Source organism: Marimonas lutisalis (assembly GCF_005434965.1).
Lineage (GTDB): Bacteria > Pseudomonadota > Alphaproteobacteria > Rhodobacterales > Rhodobacteraceae > Marimonas_A > Marimonas_A lutisalis.
The window spans coordinates 1,348,163-1,362,045 of sequence record NZ_SKCI01000001.1 but is presented as its reverse complement, the minus strand read 5'-3'; the positions used below and the strand labels follow the sequence as shown (position 1 = coordinate 1,362,045).

At 64.7% G+C, this 13,883-nt stretch carries 15 protein-coding genes; 7 read left to right on the top strand and 8 right to left on the bottom strand.

The annotated features are described in order from the left end of the window. The first annotated feature begins 11 nt into the window (after nt 1-11). The gene (locus tag E0501_RS06535) at nt 12-635 is read left to right on the top strand and encodes a helix-turn-helix domain-containing protein (RefSeq protein ID WP_137700506.1); all 624 of its coding nucleotides are present in this window, start codon (nt 12-14) and stop codon (nt 633-635) included. A gap of 90 nt (nt 636-725) precedes the next feature. On the opposite strand, the gene E0501_RS06530 is transcribed toward E0501_RS06535, so the two are convergent. From E0501_RS06530 to E0501_RS06520, 3 genes are read right to left on the bottom strand one after another with little or no spacing between them, the layout of a single operon-like run. After that, nucleotides 726-1,379, bottom strand: coding sequence for an aquaporin (locus tag E0501_RS06530; RefSeq protein WP_137700505.1), 654 nt, complete (start codon nt 1,377-1,379; stop codon nt 726-728). After that, nucleotides 1,376-1,852: an arsenate reductase ArsC gene (locus E0501_RS06525; RefSeq protein ID WP_137700504.1), complete on the bottom strand. Its 477-nt coding sequence runs from the start codon at nt 1,850-1,852 to the stop codon at nt 1,376-1,378. Before E0501_RS06525 ends, E0501_RS06530 begins: the two co-directional genes overlap by 4 nt. A 43-nt stretch (nt 1,853-1,895) precedes the next feature. Continuing rightward, a complete protein-coding gene (locus E0501_RS06520; protein ID WP_407943401.1) occupies nt 1,896-3,722 on the bottom strand; it encodes an extracellular solute-binding protein in 1,827 nt (608 codons plus the stop codon). A gap of 324 nt (nt 3,723-4,046) precedes the next feature. On the opposite strand from E0501_RS06520, the gene E0501_RS06515 reads away from it, so the two are divergent. The 3 genes from E0501_RS06515 to E0501_RS06505 all read left to right on the top strand — a co-directional run bounded on the left by E0501_RS06515 (nt 4,047) and on the right by E0501_RS06505 (nt 6,088). Continuing rightward, nucleotides 4,047-4,229, top strand: a complete 183-nt coding sequence (locus E0501_RS06515) for a hypothetical protein (RefSeq protein ID WP_137700502.1) — start codon at nt 4,047-4,049, stop codon at nt 4,227-4,229. An 82-nt stretch (nt 4,230-4,311) separates the two neighbouring features. Next, nucleotides 4,312-5,085: a 3-hydroxybutyrate dehydrogenase gene (locus E0501_RS06510; RefSeq protein ID WP_137700501.1), complete on the top strand. Its 774-nt coding sequence runs from the start codon at nt 4,312-4,314 to the stop codon at nt 5,083-5,085. After that, nucleotides 5,063-6,088: a patatin-like phospholipase family protein gene (locus tag E0501_RS06505; RefSeq protein ID WP_137700500.1), complete on the top strand. Its 1,026-nt coding sequence runs from the start codon at nt 5,063-5,065 to the stop codon at nt 6,086-6,088. The genes E0501_RS06510 and E0501_RS06505 overlap by 23 nt, the downstream gene beginning before the upstream one ends. Before the next feature lie 14 nt (nt 6,089-6,102). Here E0501_RS06505 and E0501_RS06500 read toward each other — a convergent pair whose 3' ends face one another. The 5 genes from E0501_RS06500 to E0501_RS06480 all read right to left on the bottom strand — a co-directional run bounded on the left by E0501_RS06500 (nt 6,103) and on the right by E0501_RS06480 (nt 10,256). Continuing rightward, complete coding sequence (locus E0501_RS06500) at nt 6,103-6,876, bottom strand: DUF502 domain-containing protein (RefSeq protein WP_137700499.1); 774 nt, start codon at nt 6,874-6,876, stop codon at nt 6,103-6,105. 138 nt (nt 6,877-7,014) lie between these two features. Continuing rightward, nucleotides 7,015-7,560 carry a hypothetical protein gene (locus tag E0501_RS06495; RefSeq protein ID WP_137700498.1) on the bottom strand — a complete coding sequence of 182 codons (546 nt, stop codon included), beginning with the start codon at nt 7,558-7,560 and terminating at the stop codon, nt 7,015-7,017. 86 nt (nt 7,561-7,646) lie between these two features. After that, a complete protein-coding gene (locus tag E0501_RS06490) occupies nt 7,647-8,561 on the bottom strand; it encodes a pseudouridine-5'-phosphate glycosidase (RefSeq protein ID WP_137700497.1) in 915 nt (304 codons plus the stop codon). Further along, complete coding sequence (locus E0501_RS06485; RefSeq protein ID WP_137700496.1) at nt 8,558-9,451, bottom strand: PfkB family carbohydrate kinase; 894 nt, start codon at nt 9,449-9,451, stop codon at nt 8,558-8,560. The genes E0501_RS06490 and E0501_RS06485 overlap by 4 nt, the downstream gene beginning before the upstream one ends. A gap of 1 nt (nt 9,452) precedes the next feature. Continuing rightward, nucleotides 9,453-10,256, bottom strand: coding sequence for a DUF4198 domain-containing protein (locus E0501_RS06480; protein WP_137700495.1), 804 nt, complete (start codon nt 10,254-10,256; stop codon nt 9,453-9,455). On the opposite strand from E0501_RS06480, the gene E0501_RS06475 reads away from it, so the two are divergent. From E0501_RS06475 to tsf, 3 genes are all read left to right on the top strand, one after another. Next, entirely contained in the window at nt 10,243-11,379 is a 1,137-nt protein-coding gene (locus tag E0501_RS06475) for a HupE/UreJ family protein (RefSeq protein WP_137700494.1), read from the top strand. The genes E0501_RS06480 and E0501_RS06475 overlap by 14 nt on opposite strands. Nucleotides 11,380-11,672: 293 nt before the next feature. Beyond that, nucleotides 11,673-12,482, top strand: a complete 810-nt coding sequence (gene rpsB / locus E0501_RS06470) for a 30S ribosomal protein S2 (RefSeq protein WP_137700493.1) — start codon at nt 11,673-11,675, stop codon at nt 12,480-12,482. An 84-nt stretch (nt 12,483-12,566) separates the two neighbouring features. Continuing rightward, a complete protein-coding gene (gene tsf, locus E0501_RS06465; protein ID WP_137700492.1) occupies nt 12,567-13,442 on the top strand; it encodes a translation elongation factor Ts in 876 nt (291 codons plus the stop codon). Nucleotides 13,443-13,883 lie beyond the last annotated feature (441 nt).

Here is a 13,883-nt window from a genome sequence, read left to right as displayed (position 1 = left end):
AATAGAATGCCATGACGTCACAGGACCAGCCCTCGATCATCCGCATCGCCCGCGAAAGCGGCGAAAGCCACGTCGCCGAACCGCTCAACCTCGGCCGGCGCGTGCGCGAACTGCGCAAGGCGCGCGGCCTGACGCTGGAACAGGCCGCGCAGCAGGCGGGACTCGCGCGCTCGACCCTGTCGAAGATCGAGAACGACCAGATGTCGCCCACCTACGAGGCGGTCAAGAAGCTGGCCCAGGGGCTGGGCATTTCCGTGCCGCAGCTTTTCACCCCGCCTGCGCGCGACCAGATCAGCGGCCGCATGGCCTTCACCCGATCGGGCGAGGGCGTGGCGCATGTCACCGCCACCTACGAACACGAGCTGCTTGCCGGCACGCTGACCCGCAAGGCGATGCTGCCCTACCGCGCCCGCATCCGCGCCCGCCGAATGGAAGAGTTCGACGGCTGGGTGCGCCATGACGGAGAGGAATTCCTTTACGTTCTGACCGGCGTGGTGCGGCTCTATACCGAGTTCTACGAGCCGGTCGAGATGCGCCGGGGCGACAGCGCCTATTACGATGCCTCGATGGGGCACAACCTGATCTCGGTCAGCGAGGACGATGCCACCGTGCTATGGGTCACGTCGCTGACCTGACCGGACGGCCTGTTTGGGGGTTTCACCCCCAAACCCCCGTTTCACCCCCAAACCCCCAGAGTATTTCTGGCAAGATGAAGCGATGGAGGCCTAACGGAAAAGCCGTGTCAGGACGACATGCGCGATGCCCACCGCAACCAGCTGCATGGCGATGAACATCGCAATATGGCCCGGGTAAATGCCGGCGAAAGTGTCGCTGAACCCACGCGCGATGGTCACGGCGGGGTTGGCGAAACTGGTCGATGAGGTGAACCAGTAGGCCCCGGTGATATAGAGCGCCACCAGAGTCGGCACCGTGTCGGGGCGGTGGCGCACGCCGCCGAAGATCACGAAGAGAAGGCCGAAGGTGGCGAGCACCTCGGAAAACCACTGCGCGGGGCCGGTCCGGTGCATGGTTGTGGAGGTCTGAAATATCTCGAGATCGAACATCGCGTGGCTGGCCCAGACGCCGAGGAGACCGCCTGCCACCTGCACGCCGATATAGGGCGCGACCTCGCGCCAGGGATGTTCGCCCCGGATGGCGAAGGCCAGCGTGACGGCGGGGTTGAAATGCGCGCCCGATACCGGGCCCAGCGTGGTGATGATGGAATAGAGCATCGCCCCCGTGGCGATCGCGTTGGCCAGCAGTGCCAGCGCCGTGTTCCCGTCCGCGAGCGTCTCGGCCATGATGCCCGAGCCAACGACACCGATCAGCAACATCGCCGTGCCGATCAGTTCGGCCACCAGTTTGCGATTCAGGCTCATGGCACTTCCCCGATCCGGTCGAGATGCAGCTTCAACTCGCCCGCTTCCATGTCCTCGACCGGCAGGTCGAGCAGCGCCTGCGCGCGGCGTTCAAGGATTCCGTAGGCGCGGTCGAAGGCATCCTGCCATTCCGGTTCCTGCGCGGCGGCCGGATCGTCGACGCCCCAGTGCGCCCGCACCGGCACGCCGGGCCAGATCGGGCAGGTCTCGCCCGCGGCGCTGGCGCAGACGGTGATTACCGCATCCATCTTGGGCGCGTCCGGTCCGGCGAATTCGTCCCAGCTTTTCGAGCGCAGCCCCGACAGGTCATAACCCTTTTCGCCCAGCAGTTTCAGCGATTGCGGATGCACCGCACCGGCGGGTTGCGAGCCTGCGGAGAAGGCCGTGACGCGCCCGTTGCCCAGGCGGTTCAGCAGCGCTTCGAGAAGGATGGACCGGGCCGAGTTGCCGGTGCAGAGGACGAGAATGTTCATGAGGCCCGCCTAAGACCGTTTTGTAACAGCTGCGTGACGGGTATCATTTTTCCCACCACCAGACATCCGGCATGAACCAGTAGCCGTCGCCGTAGACCGGAAGATACGCGGGGTATTTCAGATTGCTTGCATGGGCGATGCGCCCGATGCCGTAATCATAGGTCGGGATCACGTAACGCCCGGCCATCAGCACCCGGTCGAGCGCCCGCACCGCGGCGGTGAATTCGGCCGGGTCATCGGTTTCGAGCATATGGTCGATCATCGCGTCGATGGCGGGCGACTGCACCCCCATCAGGTTGCGCGATCCGGGGCTTTCGGCGGCGGCGCTGCCCCAGTAGAGCCGCTGCTCGTTCCCGGGGCTGAGCGAAAAGGCGCGGCGGAAATCGGTCATGTCGAAATCGAATTCCTGCAGGCGCGCGAAATACTGGGCGTTGTCCACCACGTCGAGCCGCGCGGTAATGCCCAGCCGCTCAAGCGCCTTGACGAAGATATTGGCGAAGGCCTGTTTCTCGGAGGCGCCCTGCGGCAGCAGGATCTGGAAGCTCAGCGGCGCGCCACTCGCGTTCTTCAGCACACCCTGGTCCGCGCGCCAGCCCGCCTCCTCAAGAAGGCGCAGCGCCTGGCGCAGGTTCTTGCGGTTGCGCACTGTCCCGTCCGAGGCGGGCAGGGCATAGCCGTCGAGCGCGCCGGGCGGCAGGCCTTCGGCAAAGGGCTCCAGCAGGGCGCGCACGCGCCCCTCGGCCGGGCCCGGGCGCATGCCCAGCTCGGTGCCCGAGAAATAAGACGAAATCCGCGTCTGCCGCCCGCCGGTGATGGTGTCGTTCATGTATTCGAAGTTGAAGGCCAAGAGCATCGCCTCGCGCACGCGCCAATCGTCAAAGGGGGCGCGGCGGGTGTTCATGACGAACCCGGTCATGCCCGAGGGCGTGCCGCTGGGAATTTCAGATTTCACCACATCGCCGGACTGCACGGCGGGAAACTCATAGGCGCTGGCCCATTTCTCGGCGTTGCGCTCGCGATAGACATTCAGCTCACCGGCCTTGAAAGCCTCGAACATCACCGCGGCATCGCCGTAGAACTCGATCCGGATTTCATCGAGATTGGCGCGTCCCTGCATCAGCGGCAGATCGCGGCCCCAGTAATCGGGATTGCGTTTCAGTACCACGTTGCGGCCGGGCTCGAAGCTGTCGATCACGTAGGGGCCTGTGCCGATGGGCACGGTGGTCAGACCGGACTCGGTGAAGTCCGCGTCCTGCCATTGTGCCTTCTTCAGGATCGGGCGCAGGCCCGCGATCAGTGCCAGCTCGCGATCCTGCGTGTTGAACGTGATCTTCACGCTGCGCGGGCCGGTCTGTTCGATGCTCTCGACACGGGTCCAGAAGGTCAGGTAGCGCGGGTGGCCCTGCGTGCCCAGCGTCTCGTAGCTCCAGATCACGTCCTCGATCGTGACCGGGCTACCATCCGAGAATCGGGCCTCCTCGCGCAGGGTGAAGGCCACCCATTGCCGATCCGGGCCCACTTCAACCGATTCGGCCAGCAGACCGTATAGCGTGAACGGCTCGTCCCAATTGCGGCCCATCAGGCTCTCGTATCCAAGGAAGCGCAACTGCCAGGGCGCCGTGCCTTTCAGGATAAACGGGTTGAGACTGTCGAAGCCGCCGGTGTTGCCTGTCACCAGGCGCCCGCCCTTGGGCGCCTGCGGGTCGGCATAGGGCAGGGCCACAAAATCCGGTGGCAGGGCGGGGGCCCCATACATAGATAGCCCGTGCGCCGGTTCTGCCCGCGCGGATTGCGTGACGCTCAAAAGCGCCGCACAGGCCGCCAGAACGGCGGATTTCCGCAAACGGCGGAAGAAAAAAACTGGTCTCATTTGCGCAACAATCTCGCTCTGCCCTTGTTTTGTTGGAGGCCACGCTAACGGGGGATTTACGTGTTATCAAACTTTTAGCTTGGACACGGGCGCCGGATTGCTTATAAAGGGGTCACTGCTCGATAGGTTTCTTGCCTGTATGAAACCTGCCTCAATAACTTAACGCCGGCTTCGTGCCGGCGTTTTTTTTGCGCGGAAGACTGCTGGTTTTGCCCGTCACATCGCGCCGTCGCCGACAGGCGCCCGGCATATGCTAGACTGGCTTCGGTCCGCTGCACATCGCGCGGAACCGACCGTACACCAACAACCAGGGGAGGATACATCATGGACGCCCTGAAAGCCGCCGAACTGGCCCGCGCTTTGCGCGATGCGCACGGGGCAGAGGCGCCCGCCGTGGCCGCCCGAAGGATTCGCGCCTACGAGGCCAAGGGCGACGCAACCGAAGTGGCCAACTGGCAGAGGATCCGAAATGCCCTCAGCGTAACCAGCCCGCCAGGCCAGGGATGAGTCAGCCGCCCTTTGCGAATCCCGGTTCCAACTGACCGGGTCTCGTGTCACACTGCTGCCCGATCAATTCAGGAGGGCAGTCATGACACTTGCAGGAAAAACCGCCGTCGTCACCGGGTCGAACTCGGGCATAGGGCTTGGCATCGTGCGCGAACTGGCCCGCGCGGGTGCCGATGTCTTGCTCAATTCCTTCACCGACCGCGACGAAGACCATGCGCTCGCAGCGGAAATCGCCCAGGAATTCGGCGTCGAGGCACGCTATGTTGCCGCCGACATGTCGAAAGCCGATCAATGCCGCGCGCTGGTCGAACAGGCCGGCGCCTGCGATATCCTGGTCAACAACGCAGGCATCCAGCACGTCGCCCCGATCGACGAATTTCCGCAAGAGAAGTGGGACGCGATCATCGCCATTAACCTCAGCTCGGCCTTTCACACCACGGCCGCGGCGCTGCCGATGATGCGCAAGGCCGGATGGGGCCGGGTGGTCAACATCGCCTCGGCCCACGGGCTGACTGCCTCGCCCTACAAATCGGCCTATATCGCGGCCAAGCACGGCATCGTCGGCCTGTCGAAGACCACGGCGCTGGAATGTGCGGGGCAGGGGATCACCTGCAACGCGATCTGTCCGGGCTATGTGCTCACCCCGCTGGTCGAGGCGCAGATCCCCGACCAGATGAAGGCCCACAATATGGACCGCGACACCGTGGTGAAAGAAGTGATGCTGCAGCGCCAGCCCTCGAAGGAATTCGCCACCACCGAACAGATCGGCGGCACCACCGTCTTCCTGTGTTCGCCCGCCGCCGACCAGATCACCGGCACCACGATCAGCGTCGATGGCGGCTGGACCGCGCTCTGACGTGACCCGGCGGATCAATCTCGCGCTTCAGGGCGGGGGCGCGCATGGCGCCTTCACCTGGGGCGTGCTCGACAGGCTGCTGGACGAGGATGATCTTGAAATCGCCGGTATCTCCGGCACCTCGGCCGGGGCGCTCAACGGCGCCGCGTTCAAGGCCGGCTGGCTGGCCGGCGGGCGCGATGGCGCGCGCGACAACCTTGACTGGCTATGGTCACAGATGGGCGCGATCGACAGCCCGGTCTTCCCCGAGTGGATGGGCCTCTCGCAGCTCTCCTCGACGCTTGAGACCTCCCTGCCATATCTGTGGGCCGAAAGCTGGGAACGGCTGGTCTCGCCCTATGCCAGCGGGCCGTTCTATGCCAACCCACTCAGGCGGGTGGCCGACCGTTTCGATTACGGGCGCGTCTGTGCCGCGCAGGGCCCGGCGCTCTATATCGGGGCCACGAATGTGCGCACCGGCAAGATCAAGGTGTTTCGGGGCGATGACATCAACACCGATGCGATCTTGGCGTCGGCCTGCCTGCCCACGCTGTTCCGCGCGGTCGAAATCGACGGCGAAGCGTATTGGGACGGCGGCTATACCGGCAACCCGGCGCTCTTTCCGCTCTTCGATCGCGACCTGCCGCCCGATATCTTGATCGTCAACATCAACCCGCTGGAACGCGCCGAGGTGCCGAAAACCCCGCAGGACATCCGTAACCGCATCAACGAGATCAGCTTCAATTCCTCGCTCCTGCGCGAATTGCGGGCCATCGCCTTTGTCCAGCGGCTGCTGGATCAGGGCGCGGTCGCAGAGGGGGCGATGAAGCGCATCCACATGCACATGATCGCGGATGATGCGCTGATGAACGATCTGTCTGTGGCAACGAAACTTGTGCCCATCCCCGCGGTGATCGCCCGGCTCAAGGCCGCGGGACGCGCGGCGGCGGATGCGTTTCTTCAGGCGCATGCCGCCGATCTGGGCCACCGCGCCACGGTCGATTTGCCGGCGATGTATGGCTAGGCAGGGCGCCGCGCCTATTGTGCGGCGGGCTTGACCGTCTCGGCGCCGGCCGGCTTCGACGGGTCTTTCTTGTTCGGATAGACAAGGCCGGCCGAGATCACCAGCTTCGCGGCGTCCTCCACCGTCATGTCCAGTTCGATCACCGAATGGCGCGGCACGAACAGAAGAAACCCGCTGGTCGGGTTCGGCGTGGTCGGCAGGAATACCGAGATGATCTCTTCCTCCACCGGGATCCGGCGGTCGATCTCGCCCTTGGCGCTGGTCGAGATGAAGGCGATCGCCCAGATGCCCTTGCGCGGGTATTCCACCAGGCAGGCCTTGTCGAATTTCGAATCCGTTTGCGCAAAAACCGTCTCGGCGATCTGCTTGATGCCGTTATAGAGCGAGCGGACAACCGGCATCCGGTCGACCACGCCTTCGCCCCAATGCAGGAAACTGCGCCCGATGATCCCCTTGGTCAGCCAGCCCACCAGCATGGTGAAGATCAGGAACAGGACGACGCCGACACCGCGGATGTTGATATGCACCTCTTCGGTGCCAAACACCCACTGGAACCATTCCGCCTGTCCGAACCAGCGATTGATAAGCTCGTCGGGGTGGTATTTCTGCGGCACGAAGGGCAGCACCCAGCTGTCGATCCAGCCGACGAAGGTCCAGATCAGCCAGATTGTGATGGCGATCGGCACTACCACGACAAGCCCGGCCAGGAAGTTGTTGCGCAACCCCGCGAACGGGCGCCAGCGCCGGCGGCTCTGTTGGTGGTCTTCTTCGTCGAAAGGGGTGGTCATTACGCGATACCGCCAGAAAGGATCAGGATTTCACATAGGCGGTATTTCGCGTGCCGACAATGCTTCACCTCCCCCGCGCAGCATCAAATCTGTGCCGGCGGGCCTGGTTGGCCGCATTTCCGGGCAAGAACCGGGCGCTCAGTCGGTTTCCTTGCCGGCGGCACCGGGCTGCCATTCGCCGTCCTTGATCTCGGGGCGGTGCATTATCATGTCCCAGGTCCACATGCAGGTCATTTTCGGATGCTTGTAGACCGATCCGCCGACGCCCTGCGCCAGCGCCTCGTTCTGGAAAATCAGGTGCAGCGTATTGGTGGCGGTGCCGCCTTCGTCATCGACGGTGTCCGAGTTCCACAGGATCAGATCCCCATCGGCGATTTCGCCCGTGAAGCTGCACATCGAGGCGGGATCGCATTTCGCACCGGTTTCGAGATGCATCGCGATGGCCCCGTCCTTCTGAACGATCTCCATGATCCCGGCCATGGCAAAGCCCGGACCGCTGCCCGGGCATCCGCCCTGGTGATTTGACGTGGCGAACTCCCAGACACCGGTAAGATCGATCTTGCCGGCATCCGCGCGGTCACCCAGATCGGGCGGCACCAGCGGGACGAGCGGAATATCCTGCGCGCCCAGCGGGGCGCCGATCAGGAACGCGGCAACCGCGGCGGCGAAAAAACTGCGTGTCATGGCCTCTCTCCTCTTCCCTGTCCCACTCTACCAAAGGCAGAGCAAGGTCCGAGGGGCAGGGTGCCGCATGCGCTGAATTCTGCCGGTCAGCCGCGCAGCGCCGCGATCTCAACGGCGATTTCGGCGGCGAGCCGCGCATTGTTGCGCACCAGCGCAATGTTGGTCTCCAGCGACCGCCCCTCCGTCAGCTCGAATATCCGGCCCAGCAGGAACGGGGTGACGGCCTTGCCCGCCACGCCCTGCGCCTCGGCCTCGGCAAGCGCCCGCGCGATGATCGGCTCGATTTCCGCGCGCGGGATTTCCGCGGCCCGCGGCACCGGGTTGGCCACCAGCTGCCCGCCGGGCAACCCCATGTCGCCCCGCATTACATGCGCCCGCGCGATCTCGGCCGCGCTCTCCATCCGCAGCGGGGCGCGCAGCCCCGATCCGCGCGACCAGAAGGCCGGGAACTCATCCTCGCCCACGGCGATCACCGGGACGCCCAGCGTCTCCAGCACCTCCAGCGTTTTCGGCAGGTCGAGGATCGCCTTGGCGCCCGCGGCCACCACGCTCACCGGGGTCTGGGCCAGCTCGTGCAGGTCGGCGGACATGTCGAAACTGCTCTCCGCCCCGCGATGCACCCCGCCGATGCCCCCGGTCGCGAAAACCGCGATACCCGCCAGCCGCGCCGCGATCATCGTCGCCGCCACCGTGGTGGCCCCGGTGCCGCCCTGCGCCAGGCAGGCGGCGAAATCGGCCCGGCTCAGCTTGGCCACGTCCCGGGCCTGCGCCAGCGCGTCCAGTTCTGCGGCCTCAAGCCCCACATGCAGCCGCCCGCCGATCACCGCCATCGTCGCCGGCACCGCGCCGCCCGCGCGCACATCCGCCTCGACGGCGCGGGCGGTCTGGGCATTCTGCGGCCAGGGCATGCCATGGGTGATGATGGTCGATTCCAGCGCCACGATGGGCCGCGCCTCGGCCCGCGCCGCCACCACCTCCGCCGCGTAAACGATGTCGATCATCCCGCCTCCTTGCCCGCCACATGCGCCGCCGCGGCCTCAAGCGCGCGTTCCAGCGCCGCCACCCGGCCCAGCCCAGCCAGTTCTCCGGCGATATGTGCCGCCATGAACGTATCGCCCGCGCCGGTCACCTGCACGGCCATCACCTGCGGCGGCAGCCGCTCGATCACCCCGTCAGGCCCGCCCTCGGCCGCCGTGTCGGCGCCATCCGTTACCAGAACCCGGCCGGCGCCTGCCGCCAGCAGCGCGCGCGCGGCACGCGCCGCGCCATCAAAGGCCCGCCCGCACAACAGCCCGGCCTCCTCGCGGTTCACGTAAAGCACCGCGCGCCCATGGCGCAGGAAGGGCCGCAACCTCTCGGCCTTGCCCGGTGAGGCCGGGGCCACCCGCAGATCGGCCCGCGCCAGGGCCGGGCTCACCGCCATCTCCTGCAACAGCTCCACCGTCAGGTTGCCGTCCAGCGCCACCACGCCCGAATAGGGGTTTGCCTCGGATCCCAGCCGCCCATCGAAAAGCGATTCCAGTATCCGCGCGCCTGCCTGTTCCAGCGAATAGGCATCGGCAATCGCCGCGATCAGGCCATTCGCCCCCTCGACGGCCATGTACCGATCGGTCGGCAGGTCGGGCGAGCGGTAGATGAAGCGCGTCTCCAGCCCCATCGCCGCGCAGGCGCGCAGCAGGTCCTGGCCCTCGGCGTCGTGGCCCAGGGCCGAAAGAAGGGCAGGGCGCAGACCAAAGCGCGCCAGCGTCATCGCGATGTTCATTGCCACGCCCCCGGGCAGGCGGGTGATCCGTCCGGCCACGTCCGATCCGCGCTCCATGTGGCAGGGCGCACGACCGATCACGTCCCACAGCACGCTGCCGACGCACAGGATATCGGGGGCGGCCGTCATGTCAGTCAGGCACGGCAAAGGTCAGTGAGGCCCAGAGGCTCTCCCACACCGCGTCCTCGGCCGCGCTCTCGCGCAGAACGACACTGTCGAGCAGGTAGACATGACCGGCGCGCACCGGCACCTCTAAGCGGCCCTCGGCATCGGCGGCGATCTGGGTCTTGGTCACGTTGCCCGTGGGCGACCGCTCGAACACATCCAGCAGCGCCCCGGCGCGCGGCGCGCCCCGGTAAAGGATCTGCACCGGCAATCCGCCGCCCATGTCATCGGTATAGGGGTTAGCCAGCGCCACGATCTCGGCCTCCATCCCGGCAGGCGCATCGGCGCCCGCGCCATCGCCCACGGCAATCAGGCTCTTGCAATAGCGGGTGTAGATTTCCCTGAAACCGGTTTCGGGCAGCCCGCGCGCCCTGTGCCGCTCAACGGCATCCGGAAATCCCTTGGACTGCACGAACTCGCTGAATTTCGCCCACTCCGAATAGGTCAGCTTTGACGGGGTCGAGACATAGACCAGTTGCAGCAACCCTTCACCCGGCGCGCCCAGCGACAGGGCAGGGCGATCGCCCGGGCGTCCGGCAATCTCGGCGCGGGTATCGCCCTGCCGCCATTCAGCCCGCGCAATCCGGGAGTCGAACCACGCAACCCGTGTGCCGCGGAAATCCTGCCCGTTGATCAGCGCCGCAGTGACGCGCCCGGGAGAATCGACTTGATATTCCTCGGGTTCGATCCAAAACTCGTGCGCCAGCGTAGCCCTGACGGGGCCAAGGGCGCAAACCGTTGCGAGGAGACAGAGGATGAAGGCGCGCATAGGCACAAACCTGACGATCCTTGCGCTGGTTGCAAGCGTTTTTGCATGGCTCAGCCTGCCGGCCCGCGCGCATGAAGTGTTTCCCTCGATCCTCAACGTCGAAACCCGTGACGGCGGGCTCTACCTGGAGTTCGACGCCAATCTCGAGGCGATGCTCGCCGGGGTCGACCTGCAGGGGCTGGACGATACCAACGACGCCGAGAATGCATCCGATTACGATGAACTACGCGCGCTTGACCCGCAGGCGCTGGTTGCGCGCCTGAACGCGGGCGTCGACAATATCACCGGCAACATCCGCGTGCTGGCAGATGGCACGCGCCTCGATCTCTTGTTCTCGGGGCAGGAGGTGTTTGACCCGGGCAATGTCGAGGTCGCGCGCCAGACCCGGCTGATCTACACCGCGTCGCTGCCCGACGGGGCCCGGATGCTTCAGGTCGGCTGGGCGGCGGAATACGGCACGCTGGTGGTGCGCCAGAACGGCCCCGAAGAGCCGTATACCGGCACCATCCGCGGCGGAGAGCTCAGCCCCGAGTTTCCCATCGCCGGCGGCAGCCAGATGTCGGGCTGGGGCGTCTTCGGCCAATATATCCCCATCGGCTTCGACCACATCCTGCCCAAGGGGCTCGATCATATCCTCTTCGTGCTTGGGCTTTTCCTGCTTGCCGCGCGGCTCCGGCCGCTTCTGTGGCAGGTCACCGCCTTCACGGCGGCCCATACCGTGACGCTGGCGCTGGGGGCTCTGGGCTGGGTCACGGTGCCGGGCAGCATCGTCGAGCCGCTGATCGCCGCCTCGATCTGCTATGTCGCCATCGAGAACGTGTTCACCGATCACATGAACCCCTGGCGGCCCTTCATTGTCTTCGGGTTCGGGTTGCTGCACGGTCTGGGCTTTGCCTCGGTGCTCGAAGAGTTTGGTCTGCCCGAGGATCACTTCATTCCCGCGCTTCTGGGCTTCAACGTGGGCGTTGAGCTGGGCCAGCTGACAGTGATCGCGATCGCCTTCCTGCTGGTCGGCGCCTGGTTTCGCAACCGCGACTGGTATCGCCGCGCAATCTCCATTCCCGCCTCGCTGGTTATCGCCGCCATCGGCGCCTGGTGGGTGGTTGAACGCACGCTTCTCTAGGGGCTGCGCACGGTGCATTTACCTAATCCGCGTTAATCTTCCGCCGATTTGCCCGGCAGCCGGATGTCAGCCGGACGGTGCACGCAAATCACCCCCCGTTTTCCGGGGGTTCGGCGGCGTTAACCGATGATGCGGGGCGGGGGGTTGCAAAGGCGCGAAAACCCCTCTATACGCCCGCTATTCAATCCGCAGGCAAGGGCGGGTGAATGGGGGAGACATCCCCATTTGTCCACCGGTTGAAGCATCTGCTTTGCACCCCTTGCCAAGGCGAAAACCGGAAAGGAAACAAGGACATGGCTCTTCCCGAGTTCACCATGCGCCAGCTTCTGGAAGCAGGCGTTCACTTCGGCCACCAGACGCAGCGTTGGAACCCCCGTATGGGCGAGTTCATCTATGGCGCGCGCAACGGCATCCACATTCTCGACCTGACGCAAACCGTGCCGATGCTCGACGCCGCGCTGAACGTCGTGCGCGAAACCGTCGCCAAAGGCGGCCGCGTCCTCTTCGTCGGCACCAAGCGCCAGGCCCAGCAACCCATTGCGGAAGCTGCAGAAAAAAGCGCCCAGTACTACATGAACCACCGCTGGCTGGGCGGCACGCTGACCAACTGGCAAACCGTTTCGCAGTCGATCAACCGGCTGAAAGAATATGACGAACGTCTCGCCGGAGGCGCCGAAGGCCTGACCAAGAAAGAGCGTCTGGGCATGGAGCGTGAGCAGGCCAAACTGCAGGCCTCGCTGGGTGGTATCCGCGAAATGGGCGGCGTACCCGATCTTCTCTTCGTCATCGACGTGAAAAAAGAAGCGCTGGCCGTGGCAGAAGCCAAGAAACTCGGCATTCCGGTTATCGCCGTGGTCGATACCAACTGCTCGCCCGACGACATCGACTACATCATCCCCGGCAACGACGACGCCGCCCGCGCCATCTCGCTTTACTGCGACCTCGCCGCGCGCGCAGCCCTTGACGGCATGCAGGCGCAACTGGGCGCCGCCGGCGTCGATGTGGGCGAACTCGCCGAAGCGCCTGCCGAGGAAGCCGTCGCCGAAGAGGCCCCGGCAGAAGCCGAAGCCGCACCGGACGCAGGCGAAGCCAAGGACGCCTGATCCTGTCACGCAGGTGACATGCGGGCGTGCAAGAGGCGCGCCCGCAACAATAATCAATTCGAAATCTTTTCAGGAGAGCCTGACATGGCGATCACAGCAGCAATGGTAAAGGAACTGCGCGACAGCACTGGCGCAGGCATGATGGACGCGAAGAAAGCGCTGACCGAAACCGATGGTGACATGGAGGCGGCCGTTGACTGGCTGCGCACCAAGGGCCTGGCGAAAGCCGCCAAGAAATCGGGCCGCACCGCGGCCGAGGGCCTGATCGGCGTTGCCGTGAACGGCGGCAAGGGCGTCGCGGTCGAGCTGAATTCCGAAACCGACTTCGTGGCAAAGAACGAAGAGTTCCAGAACCTCGTCTCGGGCATCGCAGAAGCCGCCCTGGGCGCCGCAGACATCGAGGCGCTGAAAGTGGCCGACCTGGGCGGCAAGCCGGTGGAAACCGCCGTGACCGATGCGATCGCCAAGATCGGCGAGAACATGACGCTGCGCCGCATGGCATCCGTGGAAGGCGACAGCGTCGTGTCCTACGTGCACAACGCTGCAGCCCCCGGCATGGGCAAGATCGGCGTTCTGGTCGCAATGAAGGGCGGGGACGAAGGCTTTGGCAAGCAGGTCGCGATGCACATCGCAGCCGTGAACCCGCAGTCGCTTTCGTCGGATGATCTTGATCCCGCCGTGGTCGAAAAAGAGCGCCAGGTCCAGATCGACATCGCCAAGGAATCGGGCAAGCCCGACAACGTGATCGAAAAGATGATCGAAGGCCGGATGAAGAAATTCATGGCCGAGGTTACGCTTCTTGGCCAGCAGTTCGTGGTCAACCCCGACCTGACCGTGGCCAAGGCCGCCGAGGAAGCCGGCGCAGAAATCACCGGTTTCGTCCGCCTCGAAGTCGGCGAAGGCATCGAGAAAAAGCAGGAAGATTTTGCGGCCGAGGTCGCAAAAGCGGCGCAAGGATAACTTCCAGCCTACACCAAGAGTGATCCGTAAGGCACTCTGTGGAAAAGAAAAAAACGGTGCCATCCTCGCGGATGGCACCGTTTATTTTTTGATCCCGCCCCGGCAAATGGGGATGAGATGGGACGGGTCAAGTGTCGGTCCTCCAGCCGAGGAATAAGCTTTCAGACCGACCCCGGATTGCTCCGGCAGAACAAAGAGCCTCGAAATCTCAAGGGTTCGTTCTGTTTGTTCCAAGGCTCTAAGCCACCACTCACGGAACATGTTCAATCTGCCAGTGACGCGCGTCACACAAAAGTAAGGGAATCCTTACCTTGCGAGGGTCCTCGCCATTGCTGCATCCCAACCACTTGAAAATAGGGCTAATTTTCGGATCGCAAGGACGATAAATTCCTGACTAAATCGCCAAAGTGGACCAGATGATCAATTTTTCAGCGAAATCGA